This window comes from Streptomyces mexicanus (assembly GCF_902506575.1).
GTDB classification, from domain to species: domain Bacteria; phylum Actinomycetota; class Actinomycetes; order Streptomycetales; family Streptomycetaceae; genus Streptomyces; species Streptomyces mexicanus.
In genome coordinates this window covers 1,054,988-1,073,359 of sequence record NZ_LR732544.1, presented here as the reverse complement: position 1 = coordinate 1,073,359, position 18,372 = coordinate 1,054,988, and the positions used below count along the sequence as shown (strand labels likewise).

Sequence of the window (18,372 nt, the reverse complement as noted above, 5' to 3'; positions counted from 1 at the left end):
ATGAAGCCTAGTAAGGCCCGGCAGGCGGGGTAAGTCCCCGCCGCACGGCGTGGCGGCCGGGCCGCCCCACGGCACGGCGGCGGCGAGCCGGTCCTCGGCGGCCCGCCACGCGGCGGCGTCGCCGCGCGGCGCGTACCGCGTCAGCGGCTGGGTGCGGGCGAGCAGGCGCCGCATGTCCGCGCGGTCACCGACCAGCCCGTGCGCCCGTGCCTGCACCAGGACGTTGCCCAGGGCCGCCGCCTCCGCCGGGCCGGCCACCACCGGCAGCCCGCAGGCGTCGGCGGTCAGCTGGCACAGCAGCGCGTTGCGCGTGCCGCCGCCCACGATGTGCACCACGTCCACGGGACGGTCCGTGAGCCGCTGGGCGTCGGCGAGGGCCCGGCGGTGGGCCAGGGCGAGCGAGTCGAGGACGCAGCGGGTGACCTCGGCGGGCGTGGCCGGCACCGGCTGTCCCGTCGATCGGCAGGCGGCCGCGATCCGCTCCGGCATCCGCCCCGGCGCGAGGAACGCCGCGTCCTGGGCGTCCACGACCGACCGCAGCGCCGGCACCTCGGCGGCCTGCCGCAGCAGTTCGCCCAGGTCCGGCTCGCCCCACTCCCGCAGGCACTCCTGCAGCAGCCACAGGCCCATGATGTTGCGCAGATAGCGGACCGTGCCGTCGATCCCGAGTTCGTTGGTGAAGTTCGCGGCGCGGCTGTCCTCGGTGAGCACGGGCGCGTCCAGCTCCAGCCCGGCCAGCGACCAGGTGCCGGTGCAGATGTACGCGAACCGCTCGCCCTCGGCGGGGACGGCGGCCACCGCGGACGCCGTGTCGTGCGAGGCGACCGTCGTCACCGGCACGGGTCCGTGCAGCCCGGTCTGCTCCAGGACCTCCGGGCGCAGCGCGCCCGCCGGGTCGCCGGGCCGGCGCAGCGGCGCGAACAGGCCCAGGTCGATGCCGAGCCGGGCGGCGACGTCGTGGGACCAGGCGCGGGTGCGCGGGTCGAGGAGCTGGGTGGTGGAGGCGTTGGTCAGCTCCGTGCCCTGCTCGCCGGTCAGCCAGTACGTCAGCAGGTCCGGGATCAGCAACAGGCGCCGCGCGTGGGCGAACTGCGCCGTGCCGCGGGCCGCCGCCAGCTGGTAGAGCGTGTTGAACGGCGCGTACTGCAGCCCGGTCGCCGCGTACAGCTCGGCCGCCGGCACCGTCGCCCACACCTTCTGCGCGACCCCCTCGGTGCGGCTGTCGCGGTAGTGCACCGGGTTGCCGAGCAGCGCCCCGTCGGCGTCCAGCAGCCCAAAGTCCACGGCCCAGCTGTCGATGCCGACGGAGTCCACCGCTCCCGCCGCCCGCAGCCCCTCGAGCACCCCCGCGTACAGCGCGAGGATGTCCCAGCGCAGCCCCTCGGGGGTGCGCACGGGCCGGTTGGGGAAGCGGTGCGCCTCGCTCAGCTCCAGCACGTCCTGACCCACGCGGCCGGTCATGACGCGCCCGCTGGACGCGCCGAGATCGACCGCCGCGTAGGTCCGCACGCGTCCGCTCACCGCAGGAAGGCGGCCGCGACGCCGGCGTCGACGGGGACGAGCAGCCCGGTGGTGTGGGTCAGATCGCCGCCGGTCAGCGCGAACACGGCGTTCGCGACGTGCTCGGGCAGCACCTCGCGCTTGAGGAGGGTGCGCTGCGCGTAGAACTCGCCCAGTTTCTCCTCCGGCACGCCGTACACCGCCGCCCGCTGGGCGCCCCAGCCGCCGGCGAAGATGCCGGAGCCGCGCACCACGCCGTCCGGGTTGACACCGTTGACCCGGATGCCGTGCTCGCCCAGCTCGGCCGCCAGCAGCCGCACCTGGTGGGCCTGGTCGGCCTTGGTCGCGGAGTAGGCGATGTTGTTCGGCCCGGCGAAGACGGCGTTCTTGGAGGCGATGTAGACGATGTCGCCGCCCAGGCCCTGCGCGGTCATCACCCGGGCCGCCTCGCGCGAGACCAGGAAGGAGCCGCGGGCCATGACGGCGTGCTGCACGTCCCAGTCCGCGGCGGTGGTCTCCAGCAGCGGCTTGGAGAGGGAGATCCCGGCGTTGTTCACCACCAGGTCCACGCCGCCGAAGGCGAGCACGGCCTGCTGGAAGGCCGCGGCGATCTGCTCCTCGGAGGTGACGTCGACGGTCACGGCGACGGCCTTGTCGGGGCCGCCCAGTTCGTCCGCGACGGCGGCGGCGTTCTCGGCGTTCAGGTCGGCGACGACGACACACGCGCCCTCGGCGACCAGCCGGTGCGCGATCGCCTTGCCGATGCCGCTGCCCGCGCCGGTGACCAGGGCGATGCGGGTGGCCAGCGGCTTGGGCCTGGGCATCCGCCGGAACTTGGCCTCCTCCAGCGCCCAGTACTCGATGCGGAACTTCTCCGCCTCCTCGATCGGCGCGTACGTCGAGACGGCCTCGGCGCCGCGCATGACGTTGATGGCGTTGACGTAGAACTCGCCGGCCACCCGCGCGGTCTGCTTGTCCTTGCCGAAGGAGAACATGCCCACGCCGGGGACCAGGACGATCGCCGGGTCGGCGCCGCGCATCGCGGGCGAGTCCGCGGTGGCGTGCCGCGCGTAGTAGGCGGCGTACTCCGCGCGGTACGCGGCGTGCAGTTCCTTCAGCCGGGCGATCGCCTGCTCCAGCGGGGCGGTCGGCGGCAGGTCGAGGACGAGCGGGCGGACCTTGGTACGCAGGAAGTGGTCGGGGCAGGAGGTGCCGAGCGCGGCCAGCCGCGGGTGCTCGGCGCGGGCGAGGAAGTCCAGCACGACGTCGGAGTCGGTGAAGTGCCCGACCTGCGCCCTGTCCTGGGAGGCGACGGCCCGCACATGAGGCGCCAGGGCCGCGGCCCGCGCCCGGCGCTCGGCCTCGGGCAGCGCCGCGTAGCCCTCGATCACGGGCCCGAAGGGCTCCGCCTTGCCCCGCTCGGCGAGGAACGCCTCGGCGGTGCGGATGATGTGCAGCGAGTTGCGCTCGCACTCCTCGGAGGTCTCGCCCCACGCCGTGATGCCGTGCCCGCCGAGGATGCAGCCGATGGCCCGCGGGTTGGCCTTCTTGATGGCCGCGATGTCCAGGCCGAGCTGGAAGCCGGGCCGTCGCCAGGGCACCCACACCACCGACTCGCCGAAGCACTCGGCGGTCAGTTTCTCGCCGTCGGCGGCGCAGGCCAGCGCGATCCCGGAGTCGGGGTGCAGGTGGTCCACGTGCGGGGCGTCGACCAGCCCGTGCATGGCGGTGTCGATGGAGGGCGCCGCGCCGCCCTTGCCGTGCAGGCAGTAGTCGAACGCGGCGACCATCTCGTCCTCGCGCTCGACGCCCGGGTAGACCTCGGTCAGCGCCCGCAGCCGGTCCAGCCGCAGCACGGCGAGACCGGCCTCGGTGAGCGTGCCGAGGTCACCGCCCGAGCCCTTGACCCACATCAGCTCCACGTCACCGCCGGTGACGGGGTCGGTGCCGGTGCCCTTGGCGGAGGCGTTGCCGCCGGCGTAGTTGGTGTTGCGGGGGTCGGAGCCGAGCCGGTGGGAGCGGGCCAGGAGGGCGTCGGCCTGGGGGTGGAGTGCCATGGGGAGTCCTTCGGGTGTGGTGGTCCGTGGGTGCGGCGGCGGTGTCGCTCAGGCGCCCCACCCGGCCTGCTGTCCGCCGACCCGCTCGGCGACGATCTTCTCCTGCCAGCCGGAACGGGCGTAGGCCGCGAGCGGGTCGGGGTCGAGCCCCATCTCCTCGCGCACCTCGCGCAGCAGCGGCCGCACGTCCGTGTTGTAGGCGTCCATGAGCACCGCGTTCGCGCCGAGCACGTCCCCGGCGGCCTGGGCGGTGGCCAGCGCCTCCCGGTCCACCAGCAGGGCCTTGGCCGTGGCCTCCTGGACGTTCATCACCGAGCGGATGATCGCCGGAATCTTGGCCTCGATGTTGTGGCACTGGTCGAGCATGAAGGCGACCTCGGGCGTGAGCCCGCCGCCGCGCACCACCTCGAACATGATCCGGAACAGCTGGAACGGGTCGGCGGCCCCGACCATGAGGTCGTCGTCGGCGTAGAAGCGGGAGTTGAAGTCGAACCCGCCGAGCCGGCCCTCGCGCAGCAGCGTCGCCACGATGAACTCGATGTTCGTGCCCGGCGCGTGGTGGCCGGTGTCCACCACGACCTGCGCCTTGGGACCGAGCTTGAGGCAGTGCGCGTAGGCGGTGCCCCAGTCCGGGACGTCCGTGGCGTAGAAGGCCGGCTCGAACAGCTTGTACTCCAGGAGCATCCGCTGCCCCTCGCCGAGCCGCTCGTACACCGCCGCCAGGCCCTCGGCGAGCCGGTCCTGCCGGCCGCGCAGGTCGTCCTGGCCGGGGTAGTTGGTGCCGTCGGCGAACCACAGCTTCAGATCCCGCGACCCGGTGGCGTCCATGATGTCGACGCACTCGAAGAGGTGGTCGAGCGCCTTGCGGCGCACCGCCGCGTCCGGGTGGCAGACGCTGCCGAGCTTGTAGTCGTCGTCCTGGAAGGTGTTGGAGTTGATCGCGCCGAGCCGCACCCCGCGGTCCTCGGCGTGCTCGGCCAGGGCGGTGTAGTCGTCCACCCGGTCCCACGGGATGTGCAGGGCCACGGTGGGGGCCACGCCCGTGAACTCGTGGACCTTGGCCGCGTCGTCCAGTTTCTCCTGCGGGCTGCGGGGCACGCCCGGCTGGGTGAACACCTTGAATCGGGTCCCCGAGTTCCCGTACGCCCACGACGGCGTCTCGACGGCCTGGGTCTTGAGCGCGGCCTTCACCGCGGCTGGCTCGGTCACTGCAGGGCTCCTGTGACGTCGGGTCGGAAGAAGGCGCCGAGCGGTGGCTCGGCGGGAGCCGAGCCGTCGCGGGACGACTCGGCGTGGAGCTGACTCGTTGTGAAACGATTCAGGAACGGAAGCTATGGGGCTGCGCCAGGGGTGTCAACCCCTCCGGAGTCCCCGTTCTCCGTGACTCCTTCGTGACGTTCGGCGCTGGTGTCCGTGGGACACGTGGTCAGAAAGATTTTCGACCCGCACCCATTGACGCGACCTGGGCCGCATGCCTAACGTCCCGGCAACCAAGTTGAAACCTTTCACGACGCGATGCGGCGTTGTCGCCGGCGTCGTCGAGGAGCCCCCAATGACCCACCCGTCCGACACGGGTCCGGCCCCGGTGCTGGCACTGAAGGACATCTCCAAGTCCTTCGGCGCGGTGCGTGCCCTCAGGAACGTGTCCCTGGAGCTGTTCCCGGGGGAGGTGCACGCCCTCGCCGGAGAGAACGGCGCGGGCAAGTCGACCCTCATCAAGACCCTCGCCGGGGTGCACCGGCCGGACGCCGGCCAGGTGCTGCTCGACGGCGAGCCGGTCGTCTTCCACGGCCCCAAGGACGCTCGCGACGCGGGCATCGCCGTCATCTACCAGGAGCCGACGCTCTTCCCCGACCTGTCGATCGCCGAGAACATCTTCATGGGCCGCAGGCCCCGGCGGGCGCTGGGCCGTATCGACCACAGGGCCACCCGGGAGGCCACCGCGGGCCTGATGCGCCGCCTCGGCGTCGACCTCGACCCCGACCGCCCCGCGCGCGGCCTGTCCATCGCCGACCAGCAGATCGTGGAGATCGCCAAGGCGCTCTCCTTCGACGCCCGCGTCCTGATCATGGACGAGCCGACCGCCGCCCTGACCGGCAGCGAGGTCGCCCGCCTGTTCGGCGTCGTGCGTACGCTGCGCGATCAGGGCGCCGCCGTGCTGTTCATCTCCCACCGCCTGGAGGAGATCTTCGAGATCTGCCGGCGGGTCACCACCCTCAGGGACGGCGCCTGGATCGCCAGCGAACTGCTGGACGGCATGACCGAGGACGACCTGGTGCGCCGCATGGTCGGCCGCGACCTCGACGAGCTGTACCCCAAGCAGGACGTCACCCCCGGCGAGGTCGCGCTCCGCGTGCGCCGGCTCACCCGCGAGGGCGTCTTCACCGACGTCTCCTTCGAGGTGCGGCGCGGCGAGATCGTGGGCCTGGCCGGACTGGTCGGCGCCGGGCGCACGGAGGTCGCCCGGGCCGTGTTCGGCATCGACCGCTGGGACGCCGGCGAGGTGGAGGTCGACGGCCGCAAGCTCACCAACGGCGCACCCTCCACCGCGATGGCCGCCGGGCTCGCCCTGGTCCCCGAGGACCGCCGCGCCCAGGGCCTGGTGATGGACATGTCCATCGAACGCAACATCGGCCTCACCGGCCTGCGCACCACCGTCAAGGCCGGCCTGATGAACCGCGGCGCCGAACGCAGCCGCTCCCTGGACTGGGCGGTCAAGCTCCAGGTCAAGTACGCCCGGATCGCGGACGCCGTCTCCACCCTCTCCGGCGGCAACCAGCAGAAGGTCGTGCTGGCCAAGTGGCTCGCCACCGGCCCGAAGGTGCTCATCGTCGACGAGCCCACCCGCGGCATCGACGTCGGCACCAAGGCCGGGGTGCACCGGCTGCTGAGCCACCTGGCCGCCGACGGCGTCGCCGTCCTGATGATCTCCTCCGACCTGCCCGAGGTCCTCGGCATGGCCGACCGTGTCCTCGTCATGCACGAGGGCCGGCTCACCGCCGAGATCCCCCGCTCCGACGCCACCGAGGAAACCGTGATGGCCGCAGCCACGGGGAGGGCCGCGTGACCGTGACCGCCCCCAACCCCGCCTCCGCCACCGAGGCGCCCAAGACCGGCGGCAGCCGCCTGGTCGACCGCGTCTTCAAGATGCGCGAACTCGCCATCCTGATCGTCTTCCTGGTGATGATCGCCGTCACCCAGGCCGGCAACAGCGAGTTCCTCTCCCAGCAGGGCATCAAGGACCTGCTGCTCAACGCCACCATCCTGGTGCTGGTCGCCACCGGCCAGTCGCTGGTCGTCATCACCCGCAACGTCGACCTGTCGGTCGGCTCCACGCTCGGCATCACCGCCTTCGCCGCCGGCACCTACCTGCACGGCGGCGGCAACCCGGCGGTGGCGATCGTCCTGGCCGTCCTCCTCGGCGTCGCCTTCGGCCTGCTCAACGGCCTGCTCGTCAGCCTCGGCCAGGTGCCCGCCCTCGTCGTCACCCTCGGCACGCTCTACATCATCCGCGGCATCGACTCCATCTGGGTGGGCTCCCGCCAGATCACCGCCGCCGATCTGCCCGGCTCCTTCGTCGACTTCGGCTCCGGCGGCGTCTGGGCGGTGCCGTACCTGGCGCTGATCGCCCTCGTGGTCCTGGTCGGCACGGCGTACTGCTTGAAGAACTTCTCCAGCGGCCGCGAGCTGTACGCGCTCGGCTCCAATCCGGAGGCCGCGCGCCTGGCCGGCATCCCGGTGCGCAAGCGGATCCTGGCCGCCTACACCTTCTGCGGCGCGCTCGCCGGACTCGCCGGCGCCCTGTACCTGGCCCGGTTCGGCAACGTCGACTCCGGCACCGGCAACGGCTACGAACTCACCGTCGTCAGCGCCGTCGTCGTCGGCGGCGTCGTCTTCACCGGCGGCTCCGGCAGCGTCTACGGCGCGGCCCTCGGCGCCCTGCTGCTGACCAGCATCAACAGCGTGCTGCCCGCCCTCGGCGTCAGCTCCGTGTGGGTGCTGGCCATCAACGGCATCCTGCTCCTGCTCGCCATCGCGGTCGACCGGATCGTCGCCCTGCGCGTCGCCTCGGCCCTGAAGAAGAGGAACGCCCGCCATGCCTGAGTCCCTGACGCGCGCCGTCCGCTGGGACACCGTCGTCGGCGCCCTGCTGATCGTGGTGCTGCTGTTCTCCTTCGGCTTCGTCGACGGCTTCGGCAACGCCCTGAACCTGTCGTTCCTGATCGGCAACACCCTGCCGATCGCGCTCATCGCCCTGCCGATGACCCTGCTGGTCGTCTCCGGCGAGATCGACCTGTCGGTCGCCTCCACCGCCGGCCTGTCCGGCGCGGTGATGGGCGCCCTGTGGAACCAGGGCATGGCCATCGAGACGATCATCCCGCTGTGCCTGGTGCTCGGCGCGGTGTGCGGCCTGGTCAACGGCCTGCTGGTGACCCGCCTCGGGCTGCCCTCGCTCGCCGTCACCATCGGCACGCTCGCCGCCTACCGGGGCATCGCGCAGATCGTGCTCGGCTCCGACGCGGTCACCGACTTCCCCTCCCAGTACCTGGACTTCGCGGCCGGACGCGTCGGCGACAGCTTCCTGCCGCAGGCCTTCCTGCCCTTCCTGGTGCTGCTGGTCCTCGCCGTCGTCGCCCTGCACGCCACCCCGTTCGGCCGGTCACTGTTCGCGATCGGCGCCGGCGAGGAGGCCGCCCGGTTCGCCGGCATCCGCGTCAAGCGCAACAAGCTGATCCTGTTCACCGCCACCGGCTTCATGTCCGCCCTCACCGGCGTCTTCTGGGCCCTGCACTACGCCAGCGCCCGCTACGACAACGCCACCGGCCTGGAGCTGTCGGTCGTCGCGTCCGTCCTGCTCGGCGGCATCGACTTCGACGGCGGCAAGGGCACCCTCGGCGGCGCGATCGCCGGCGTGTTCCTGCTCGGCACCCTGCAGAACGTGATGAGCCTGCTCAACGTCTCCGCCCAGTCGCAGATCGTCGTCACCGGCGTCCTGCTCGTCGTCTCCGTCCTCGGCCCGCGCGCCGCACGCCAGATCGCCGTCGCCCGGGCGGGCCGCAGGGCGGCCGCCGCCCGGACGCCCACCGCGACCCCGTGACCGCCGCCCCACCCTCTTCGAACGTCAAGGAACCCGTCATGCACAGAGCACCGCTCCGCCGTACCAGCGCGGCCCTGGCCGCCGCCGCCTGTCTCGCCGTGGCCCTCACCGCCTGCGGCGGCACCACCAAGAAGGACGTCCAGAACGAGGGCGGCGCGGCCGCCACCGCCGGCAAGGCCGACCCGAACGCCGCCACCAAGAAGGGCCTGACCGTCGGCTTCCTGCCCAAGCAGGTCAACAACCCCTACTTCACCACCGCCGACAACGGCGGCAAGAAGGCCCTGCAGGAGCTGGGGGAGACCTACAAGGAGGTCGGCCCCTCCAGCGCCACCGACACCTCCGGCCAGGTCTCCTACGTCAACACCCTCACCCAGCAGCAGGCCGACGCCATGGCCGTCTCCGCGCAGGACCCCGGCGCCCTGTGCACCGCGCTCAAGCAGGCCATGAAGAACGGCATCAAGGTCGTCACCTACGACTCCGACACCAAGCCGGACTGCCGCAACGCCTTCGTCTCCCAGGCCTCCGCCGAGGATCTCGGCCGCACCGAGGTGCAACTGCTGGCGCAGCAGATCGGCTACAAGGGCGAGATCGCGATCCTGTCCGCCGCGCAGACCGCCACGAACCAGAACACCTGGATCGGCTACATGAAGGAGGAGCTGAAGGACCCCAAGTACAAGGACATCAAGCTGGTCAAGATCGCCTACGGCAACGACGACGCCCAGACGTCCTTCCAGCAGACCCAGGGCCTGCTCCAGCAGTACCCGAACCTGAAGGGGATCATCTCCCCGACCACCGTCGGCATCAAGGCCGCCGCCCAGTACCTGTCCGGCTCCAAGTACAAGGGCAAGGTCAAGCTCACCGGCCTGGGCACCCCCAACGACATGCGCAAGTACGTCAAGAACGGCACCGTCGAAGCCTTCGAGCTGTGGGACCCGGCCAAGCTCGGCGAACTGGCCGCCCGCACCGCCGTCGCCCTGGCCTCCGGGCAGATCACCGGCAAGGAGGGCGAGACCTTCAAGGCCGGCGCCATGGGCAGCTACACGATCGGCAAGGACGGCGTGATCAACCTCGGCAAGCCCACGGTCTTCGACGCCAAGAACATCGACCGGTTCACCTTCTAGTCGTCCGGACCCCCTCACACCGGGAGCGGTACTCCATGCAACGCGTCTGTTTCCTCCTCAAGGTCCGCGAGGACCGGATCGCCGAGTACCGCGCACGCCACACCGCCGTGTGGCCCGAGATGCGCGAGGCGCTCGCGGCCACCGGCTGGCACAACTACTCGCTCTTCCTGCGCGAGGACGGCCTCCTCGTCGGCTACCTGGAGACCGAGGACTTCGAGGCCGCGAAAGCCGGCATGGAGGCCACCGAGGTCAACGCCCGCTGGCAGGCCGAGATGGCGCCGCTGTTCGAGTCCCTGGACGGCGCCCGGCCCGACGAGGCGATGAAACCCCTCACGGAGGTCTTCCACCTCGCCTGACCGGCACGATCCGCCTCGGTGCGCGGCGGACGGTAATGTGAATGCCCGCCCGCCGCTCCTGCCCTGTCTTCCTGGAGGTCTCCGCCCGATGACCCAGTCGGTGGGTATCAAGGACGTCGCCCGCGCCGCCGGTGTCTCCGTGGGCACGGTCTCGAACGTCATCAACCGTCCCGAGACCGTCGCCACCGAGACCCGCGCCCGGGTGCTGTCCGCGATCGACCGGCTCGGCTACGTCCGCAGCGAGTCCGCGCGGCAGCTGCGCGCGGGCCGCAGCAGGATCATGGGGCTGCTCGTGCTCGACATGGGCAACCCCTTCTTCGTGGACGTCGCCCGCGGTGCCGAGCGGGCCGCCCGTGAGGCCGGGCTCGGCGTGATGGTCTGCAACAGCGCCCAGAGCCCCGGGGAGGAGGCCGAGTACCTGGCGCTCTTCGCCGAGCAGCGGGTGCGCGGCGTCCTGCTCACCCCCACCGACGCCACCGGCCGCAACCTCGCCGCCTTCCGCCGCCACAACATCCCGTTCGTGCTGGTGGACCGCGTCGCCGAGGGCGCCACCGAGTGCTCGGTGTCCGTCGACGACGTCGCGGGCGGCGCCCTGGCGGTGCGACACCTGGTGGACGCCGGGCACCGCCTGATCGCCTACGTCAGCGGGCCGCCCGGCCTCAATCAGGTCCGCGACCGCCGCACCGGCGCCCTGAACGCCCTGCGCGAGGCCGGCCTCGGCCCCGACGCGCTGCGCGAACTGCCCACCGAACGCCTCGACGTGGCCGCCGGCCGGGACGCCGGCGCCCGCCTCCTCGGCCTCGCCGAGCGTCCCACGGCCGTCTTCTGCGCCAACGACCTGCTCGCCCTGGGCGTCCTGCAGGCCATGTACGCGGCCGGCGTGAACGTTCCCGACGACCTCGCCATCGTCGGCTACGACGACATAGAGTTCGCCGCCGCCGCGGCCGTGCCCCTCACCTCCGTCCGCCAGCCCGCCGTCACCATGGGGGCCATGGCGGCGGAGCTGCTGCTGGAGGAGACCGAGACCCGTCAGGGAACGACGGCGCCGCACGAGCACCGCCGGGTGGTGCTCCAGCCCGAACTGGTGGTGCGCAGCTCCACCCTGCCGGGCCGCTGACCCGGGCGTTCACCCCCCCCGCAGAACGCCGTCCCCGGGGCCCGGCGGGGCGGCACCGTGTGCTGAACTGGGACGCGGCCGCCCACCCTGCTCCCGGGAGATCCGTTGCCCTTCCCCTACCGCCAGCCCGGCGTCGTCCTGACCGACCACACCTTCCCCGTGCCGCTCGACCACGACGACCCCGCCGGGGAGACGATCGAGCTGTACGCCCGGGAGGTCGTCGCGAGCGACAAGGCGGACCAGGACCTGCCGTGGCTGCTGTACCTCCAGGGCGGCCCCGGCTTCGGGGCGAACCGCTTCATCGGCAAGCAGGCATGGCTCGGCCGGGCCCTGCGCGAGGACCGGGTGCTGCTGCTGGACCAGCGCGGCACCGGCCACTCCACCCCCGCCAACCGCCAGACCCTCCCACTGCGCGGCGGCCCGGCCGAACAGGCCGACTACCTCACGCACTTCCGCGCCGACTCCATCGTCCGCGACTGCGAGGCGATCCGCCCCCGCCTGACCGGCGGCGCCCCCTGGACCGTCCTCGGCCAGAGCTTCGGCGGCTTCTGCACGGTGCACTACCTCTCCACCCGCCCCGAGGGCCTGGCCGCCGCCCTGATCACCGGTGGGCTGCCCTCCCTCGACGCCCACGCCGACGACGTCTACCGGGCCGCCTACCCGCGCATCGCACGCAAGGTCGCCGCCCACTACGCGCGCTACCCGCAGGACGTCGACCGCGCCCGCCGCATCGCCGACCACCTGCTCACCCACGACGTCGTGCTCCCCGGCGGCTACTGCCTGACCGTCGAGGCCTTCCAGTCCCTGGGGATCATGCTGGGCACCGGCGACGGCAGCCACCGCCTGCACTTCCTGCTGGAGCACGCCTTCGTGCCCACCCCGGCGGGCCCGGCCCTGTCCGACGCCTTCCAGGAACAGGTCCAGGGCCTGCTGTCGTACGCCGCCCACCCGCTGTACGCACTCGTCCACGAGGCCATCTACGCGCAGGACGCCCGGCCCACCGCCTGGTCGGCGGAGCGGGCGCGCGGGGAGTTCCCCCGGTTCGACGCGGCCAAGGCGCTGGCCGGCGACGGGCCGGTGCTGTTCACCGGCGAGTCCGTGCACCCGTGGATGTTCGACTGCGACCCGGCGCTGCGCCCGCTGCGCGCGACCGCCGACCTGCTCGCGGCCCGCACCGACTGGCGGCCCCTGTACGACCGCGACCGGCTCGCCGCCAACGAGGTCCCGGTCGCCGCGGCCGTCTACCACGACGACATGTACGTCGACACCGCCCACGCCCTGGACACCGCCCGCGCGATCCGCGGCCTGCGCACCTGGGTCACCGACGAGTTCCAGCACGACGGCGTGCGGGCCGGCGGCCCCCGCGTCCTGGACCGCCTGCTCGCCCTCGTCCGCGACGAGGCCTGAGCGCCCGCGACGTCCCGTCAGCCGGATTGTCGGTGGCCGCGGTTAGTCTTCCCGCATGACGAGTGACACGACCGGCGGGTGCGAGCCCGGAGCGCTGCGGCCCATGCCCGGCGACTGGCGGCGCGCCCTCGCGGTGGTGGCGCACCCCGACGACCTGGAGTACGGCTGCTCGGCGGCGATCGCCCACTGGACCGACGGCGGACGGGAGATCGCCTACGTGCTCGCCACCCGCGGCGAGGCCGGCATCGACACCCTGCCTCCCGAGCGGTGCGGCCCGCTGCGCGAGCGCGAGCAGCGGGCGGGCGCGGCGGCCGTCGGGGTCTCGACGGTGGAGTTCCTCGCCCACCGGGACGGCGTCGTCGAGTACGGCACCGCCCTGCGCCGCGACATCGCCGCCGCCGTCCGCCGGCACCGCCCCGAACTGGTCATCACCCTCAACCACCGCGACACCTGGGGCGGCACCGCCTGGAACACCCCGGACCACGTGGCCGTGGGCCGCGCCACCCTGGACGCGGCCGCCGACGCCGGCAACCGGTGGATCTTCCCCGAACTGGCCGAGCAGGGTCTGCAGCCCTGGGACGGAGTGCGCTGGGTCGCCGTCGCCGGCACCGACACACCCACCCACGCCGTGGAGGCGGCCCCCGGCCTGGAGCGGGCGGTGCGCTCCCTGCTGGCACACCGCACCTACATCGAGGCGTTGACCGACCAGGACCCTCAGACGTACGCCCGCGACTTCCTGACCGCGGCCGCCGAGCAGGCCGGCCGGCGGTTCGGCGGCAGACCGGCCGTCGCCTTCGAGCTGTTCAGCCGGTGACGCGGCCGGCGCACGACACGACCGACACGCACAGGGACGCGACGAAGACGCGACAGGGGGACGGGGGGAGACGATGACCGGGACGACGGACACACCCGACGGGGAGGCACCCGCAGGGCAGGCACGTGCAGGGGACGCACTCGCACGGTGCTTCGAGGAACACCGCGGACAGCTGCGGGCGGTGGCCTACCGCATGCTCGGCTCGCTGACCGAGGCGGAGGACGCCGTCCAGGAGACCTGGCTCAGACTCACCCGCACCGACACCGCCGGCATCGGCAACCTGGCCGGCTGGCTGACCACGGTCACCGGCCGCATCTGCCTCGACCTGCTGCGCACCCGCCGCGCGCGCCGCGAGGAACCCATGGACGACACCTTCGTCCCGGACCCCGTCGTCCGCCCCCTGCCCCGCACCGACCCGGAGCAGGAGGCCCTCCAGGCCGACTCGGTGGGCCTGGCCCTGCTCGTCGTGCTGGAGACGCTCGCCCCGGACGAGAGACTGGCGTTCGTGCTGCACGACCTGTTCGCGGTGCCGTTCGACGACATCGCCCCGGTCCTGGAGCGCACCCCGGCCGCCACCCGCCAGCTCGCCAGCCGGGCCCGGCGCCGGGTCCGGGGCGCCACACCGGCGACCGACACCGACCTCGGACGGCAGCGCCAGGTGCTCGACGCCTTCCTGGCCGCCTCCCGCGGCGGCGACTTCGAGGCGCTCGTCGCCGTGCTCCACCCCGACGTGGTGCTGCGGGTGGACGCCGGTGCCCTCCTGCGCGGAACGGGCGCCTCCAAGGTGGTCCACGGGGCAAGGACGGTGGCCGCGCAGGCACTCACCTTCTCCCGGTTCGCCGGCACGGCACGGCTCGTCCTGGTCAACGGCACCATCGGGGTGGCCAACGCCCCCGACGGGGGACCGCGGTCGGTCATGGGTGTCACCGTCGCCGACGGCCGCATCACCCACCTGTACATCCTGGCCGACCCCGACCGGCTGGCCCACCTGGACCTGGCGGCGATCACGGCCAAATGACGGCAGCACCGGCCGGGTCGGCCACCGTTCAGGGCAGCCGACCGGCGCCGCTCCTGCGGTTCGTGCGCAACTCCGTTGCGGCACACGCCCGTCGGCTGCCACAGTCACCGTCATGCTGGCCTTCACCGCCCCCGACGGAACCCGCCTCGCCTACCACGTGAGCGGGGACGGTCCGCCGCTCGTGTGCCTGCCGGGCGGGCCGGTACGGGCCTCGGCCTACCTGGGCGACCTCGGCGGGCTGTCCGCCCACCGGCGGCTGGTGCTGCTGGATCTACGGGGGAGCGGTGCCTCGCAGGTGCCGCGGGACCCCGCGACCTACCGCTGCGACCGGCTCGTGGACGACGTGGACGCGCTGCGCGCCCACCTCGGCCTGGACACGGTGGACCTGCTGGCGCACTGCGCCGGCGCCAACCTGGCGGCGCTGTACGCGAGCCGCCGCCCCGAACGCGTGGGACGGCTGGCGCTGATCACGCCGAGCGTCGCGGCCGTCGGCCTGACGATCACCGTGGACACCCGTCTGGCCACGGCACGCCTGCGCCGGGGCGAGCCGTGGTTCGCCGACGGGTACGCCGCCCTGGAGGACGTCGCGGCGGGGCGGGCGGAGGACGGTCACTGGGCGAGGATCGCCCCCTTCCTCCACGGCCGCTGGGACGAAGCCGCCCGAGCGCTGGAGGCCGCCGACGCCGAGCAGAAGAACAGCGAGGCGGCCGCCGTCTACGGCGCGCCCGGCGCCTACGACCCGGACGTCACCCGTGCCGCGCTCGCCACCCTGTCCGCCCCCGTGCTGGTCCTGGCCGGTGAAGTCGACGTGAACTCGCCGCCGTCCGCGATGGCCGCGTACGCCGGTCTGTTCCCGCGGGCCGACCTGGTGGTCCAGCCCGGCGCCGGGCACTACCCGTGGCGGGACGACCCCGCTCGGTTCACGGCGGCCGTCACCGCGTTCCTGCGCCGGCCGGCGGTCCGGGACGCCTCCTGAGGACCGGCCGCCCGCGGGCCGGGGGCGGTGCGGCAGGTCAACAGGGCTGGGCGTGGACAGGTCACCGGGGCCGGCAGCGGCAGGTCGTCGGGACCGGCAGCGGCGGTCGACAGCGCTGGCAGGGGCAGCCCATCAGGGCCGGTAGCGGCGGGTCGGCAGGCCCGTCGGCGGCAGGGCGGTTCAGTAGGGTGGGCGGCATGCCAGAACAGACAGCCGACGGGACGGACCGAATAGACCCGGCGGAGCCGATCGAGGGGATCGACCGCGGCGGCCGGCCGGACCTGCCCGCCCTGTCCGACCTGCGCGGCGACTGCGCGCGCTGCTTCGGGCTGTGCTGCGTGGCCCTGCCCTTCGCGGCCTCCGCGGACTTCGCGCTCGACAAGCCCGCGGGCAAGCCCTGCCCGAACCTGCAGGGCGACCACCGGTGCGGCATCCACGCCCGCCTGCGGCAGCAGGGCTTCACCGGCTGCACGGTCTACGACTGCTTCGGCGCCGGTCAGAAGGTCGCGCAGGTCACCTTCGCCGGGCGCGACGGGCGGTCGGCCGGCCGCGCGGACGCCCGGCGGATGTTCGAGGTCTTCCCGGTCGTCCGGCACCTGCACGAACTGCTCTGGTACCTGGCCGAGGCTCTGCCCCTGCCGGCCGCCCGCCCCGTCCACCCCGAGCTGCGCCGGGCCCTGGAGCGGACCGAGGAGCTGACCCTGCTGCCGCCCGAGGAACTGGCCGCACTGGACGTCGGCGCCCACCGGCAGGAGATCAACGTCCTGCTGCTGCGCACCAGCGAGCTGGTCCGGGCCGAGACACGCGGCCGGACGAGCCCGAGGGACAGGAAGAGCGGCGGGAGGAACGGAGCAAGGCGCAAGGGGACGGGCGGCGGTGGGAAGGACCACCGGGGCGCGGACCTGATCGGGGCCCGGCTGAAGGGCGCCGACCTGCGGGGAGCCAGCCTGCGCGGCGCCTATCTGATCGCCGCCGACCTCACCGGTGCCGATCTGCGCGGCGCCGACCTGATCGGCGCCGACCTGCGCGACGCGAACCTCGCCGACGCCGACCTGACCGGCGCCCTCTTCCTCACCCAGCCGCAGCTGAACGCGGCCCGGGGCAACGCCGGCACCCGGCTGCCGGAGTCAGTCACCCGCCCCGTGCACTGGACAGCGCGCGGCTGAGGCGTCCCCGGTGTCCCCGGCCTCCGGAACACCAGAGGACCGGGCCTGCCGGGCCGGACACGCCTCTTGCGCCAGGTCCGCCTCCTGCGCGGGGTCCGGCTCTTGCGCGGGGTCCGGCTCCTGCGCGGCCCCCGCCCCGGCCGTCGCGCTCGCCGGTGTGCGCCGCTCCAGGCGCAGCCGCAGGGCCTCCGGCATGAGGGTCAGCCGCTCGGTCACCTTCAGCCGGTAGCCGGGGTCGATGCGCAGCTCGTAGCGGCGCAGCAGCAGCCCGAGGACCAACGTGGCCTCGTGCAGCGCGAACTGGCGGCCGATGCACGCCCGCGCCCCGGTCCCGAACGGCTTGAAGACGTGCGGCGGGCGGGCCCGTACCGCCCGTGCCTCGAACCGGTCGGGGTCGAACCGCTCCGCGTCCGGGCCCCACACCTCCGGATCGCGGTGCAGCATCGGCGTCAGCACCAGCGCCCACGCGCCCCGGCGCATGGGGTGCTCCCCGGCCAGCACCGTGTCCTGCCGGGCCTCGCGGGCGAAGGCGGGCGCGGTCGGCCACAGCCGCAGCGACTCGTCCAGCACCCGGCGCACGTACCGCAACTTGGCGACCTGCTCGTAGCCCGGCGTAGCCGCGGCCCCCCAGACCCGGTCCACCTCGGCCCGGGCACGCGCCGCGACCCGCGGGTGCCGGGCGAGGTAGTACAGCGCGAACGACAGCGCGCCGGAGGTCGTCTCGTGCCCGGCCACCAGGAACGTGATCACCTGGCGGCGCACGTTCTGCGCGGACAGCCGTTCGCCGGTCCGTGGATGGGTCGTCTCCAGCATCCGGTCCAGCAGGTCGCCGCGGCCGTCGCCGCCGGCCGCGCGGCGGGCGCGCACCAGGGCGTCGACCGTGTCGTTGAGGTGGGTGATGTCGGCCGCGTTGCGGCGGCTCGCCTCGCGCAGCAGGTAGGGGGCGAGCGGGGCCGGGACGGTGTTGAGGCGCTGCGCGTAGGAGAGCGCGCCGACCATCGCGGTGACGAAGGGGTGCGGGCAGGCGCGTTCGAAGGAGCCGAAGTCGTGCCCGAAACCGGTGCGGGCGATCGTCTCCAGGGTGAGCCTGGTCATGTCGCCGGGGACGTCCACGGTGCGGCCCGCGGCCAGCGCGCGGTCCCAGTGGTCGGTCAGCCGCGCGGCCACGTCCAGCATCATCGTGTGGTAGCCGGCCATCGCCTCGCGGCTGAAGCCGGGGGCCAGGACGTCGTGCGCGAGCTGCCAGTTGGGCTCGTGGTTGTACGCGGTGAACAGGCCGTCCCCGGCGACCGGCCGCAGGTTGGCCACGCCCAGGCCGACGTGCTTGGCGAACCGCGACTCGTCCGCGAGGTCGGCGACCAGCCGCGCGCCCCAGACGAACACGAACTCCTTGCCGAACGCCTTGCGGCGGAAGATCGGGCCCAGGCGGCGCGCCAGGCGCATCGAGTCCTGCAAGGGGGTGCGCCGGTCGGCGCCCAGGACGTCGCCGAGGAGGGGGGGCGGGTGGGGCGGGTGCGGGATGCGGTGCAGCTCCGGCCAGCCCAGGCGCGCGTCGCGGAATCCTTTCGGCAGTCCGTCTCCCGCCGGCGCTCCGTCCCCCGCCGCGGGCGCCGCGCTCCCCGTCGGCACTCCGGTTCCCGTCGTGGTCTGGGCCATGCCGCTCTTCTCCCGGGTCGTTGTCGGACGGTCTCCGACGATCCAGCGTGTGTGGAACGTGTGTTGTACGTGGGTTCAATAGCGTG

14 protein-coding genes and 1 pseudogene are annotated in these 18,372 nt (G+C 73.4%); 11 read left to right on the top strand and 4 right to left on the bottom strand.

From position 1 onward, the window contains the following. Nucleotides 1-81: 81 nt before the first annotated feature. The 3 genes and pseudogenes from GV126_RS36240 to rhaI form a co-directional block, all read right to left on the bottom strand. Nucleotides 82-1,509, bottom strand: a pseudogene (locus GV126_RS36240) (rhamnulokinase); the annotation flags it as partial. A gap of 8 nt (nucleotides 1,510-1,517) precedes the next feature. Further along, nucleotides 1,518-3,557: a bifunctional aldolase/short-chain dehydrogenase gene (locus GV126_RS04905; RefSeq protein WP_159663017.1), complete on the bottom strand. Its 2,040-nt coding sequence runs from the start codon at nucleotides 3,555-3,557 to the stop codon at nucleotides 1,518-1,520. Nucleotides 3,558-3,605: 48 nt separating this feature from the next. Then, nucleotides 3,606-4,766 carry an L-rhamnose isomerase gene (rhaI, locus tag GV126_RS04900; protein WP_159663015.1) on the bottom strand — a complete coding sequence of 387 codons (1,161 nt, stop codon included), beginning with the start codon at nucleotides 4,764-4,766 and terminating at the stop codon, nucleotides 3,606-3,608. A 343-nt stretch (nucleotides 4,767-5,109) separates the two neighbouring features. Here rhaI and GV126_RS04895 point away from each other — a divergent pair, with 343 nt between their 5' ends. From GV126_RS04895 to GV126_RS04845, 11 genes are all read left to right on the top strand, one after another. Next, entirely contained in the window at nucleotides 5,110-6,624 is a 1,515-nt protein-coding gene (locus tag GV126_RS04895) for a sugar ABC transporter ATP-binding protein (RefSeq protein WP_159663013.1), read from the top strand. Continuing rightward, complete coding sequence (locus GV126_RS04890) at nucleotides 6,621-7,661, top strand: ABC transporter permease (protein ID WP_159663011.1); 1,041 nt, start codon at nucleotides 6,621-6,623, stop codon at nucleotides 7,659-7,661. The genes GV126_RS04895 and GV126_RS04890 overlap by 4 nt, the downstream gene beginning before the upstream one ends. Next, nucleotides 7,654-8,655 (top strand): ABC transporter permease, encoded by a 1,002-nt coding sequence (locus GV126_RS04885; RefSeq protein ID WP_159663009.1) that lies wholly within the window; start codon nucleotides 7,654-7,656, stop codon nucleotides 8,653-8,655. Before GV126_RS04890 ends, GV126_RS04885 begins: the two co-directional genes overlap by 8 nt. A 38-nt stretch (nucleotides 8,656-8,693) precedes the next feature. After that, nucleotides 8,694-9,776 carry a rhamnose ABC transporter substrate-binding protein gene (gene rhaS / locus GV126_RS04880; RefSeq protein ID WP_159663007.1) on the top strand — a complete coding sequence of 361 codons (1,083 nt, stop codon included), beginning with the start codon at nucleotides 8,694-8,696 and terminating at the stop codon, nucleotides 9,774-9,776. A 35-nt stretch (nucleotides 9,777-9,811) separates the two neighbouring features. Beyond that, a complete protein-coding gene (locus GV126_RS04875) occupies nucleotides 9,812-10,132 on the top strand; it encodes an L-rhamnose mutarotase (protein ID WP_159663005.1) in 321 nt (106 codons plus the stop codon). Nucleotides 10,133-10,220: 88 nt separating this feature from the next. Further along, nucleotides 10,221-11,249 carry a LacI family DNA-binding transcriptional regulator gene (locus tag GV126_RS04870; RefSeq protein WP_159663003.1) on the top strand — a complete coding sequence of 343 codons (1,029 nt, stop codon included), beginning with the start codon at nucleotides 10,221-10,223 and terminating at the stop codon, nucleotides 11,247-11,249. 105 nt (nucleotides 11,250-11,354) lie between these two features. Continuing rightward, nucleotides 11,355-12,656, top strand: coding sequence for an alpha/beta fold hydrolase (locus GV126_RS04865; protein WP_159663001.1), 1,302 nt, complete (start codon nucleotides 11,355-11,357; stop codon nucleotides 12,654-12,656). Between the two features lie 55 nt (nucleotides 12,657-12,711). Beyond that, complete coding sequence (locus GV126_RS04860) at nucleotides 12,712-13,470, top strand: PIG-L deacetylase family protein (RefSeq protein WP_159662999.1); 759 nt, start codon at nucleotides 12,712-12,714, stop codon at nucleotides 13,468-13,470. 73 nt (nucleotides 13,471-13,543) lie between these two features. Then, on the top strand, nucleotides 13,544-14,488 hold the full coding sequence (gene sigJ, locus GV126_RS04855) for an RNA polymerase sigma factor SigJ (RefSeq protein WP_159662997.1): 945 nt from the start codon (nucleotides 13,544-13,546) through the stop codon (nucleotides 14,486-14,488). 112 nt (nucleotides 14,489-14,600) lie between these two features. Then, the gene (locus tag GV126_RS04850) at nucleotides 14,601-15,464 is read left to right on the top strand and encodes an alpha/beta fold hydrolase (protein ID WP_159662995.1); all 864 of its coding nucleotides are present in this window, start codon (nucleotides 14,601-14,603) and stop codon (nucleotides 15,462-15,464) included. 290 nt (nucleotides 15,465-15,754) lie between these two features. Next, complete coding sequence (locus GV126_RS04845) at nucleotides 15,755-16,630, top strand: pentapeptide repeat-containing protein (RefSeq protein WP_236570229.1); 876 nt, start codon at nucleotides 15,755-15,757, stop codon at nucleotides 16,628-16,630. On the opposite strand, the gene GV126_RS04840 is transcribed toward GV126_RS04845, so the two are convergent. Next, nucleotides 16,592-18,286 carry a cytochrome P450 gene (locus tag GV126_RS04840; RefSeq protein ID WP_159662991.1) on the bottom strand — a complete coding sequence of 565 codons (1,695 nt, stop codon included), beginning with the start codon at nucleotides 18,284-18,286 and terminating at the stop codon, nucleotides 16,592-16,594. The two genes, GV126_RS04845 and GV126_RS04840, sit on opposite strands and share 39 nt — an antisense overlap. Nucleotides 18,287-18,372: the final 86 nt, after the last annotated feature.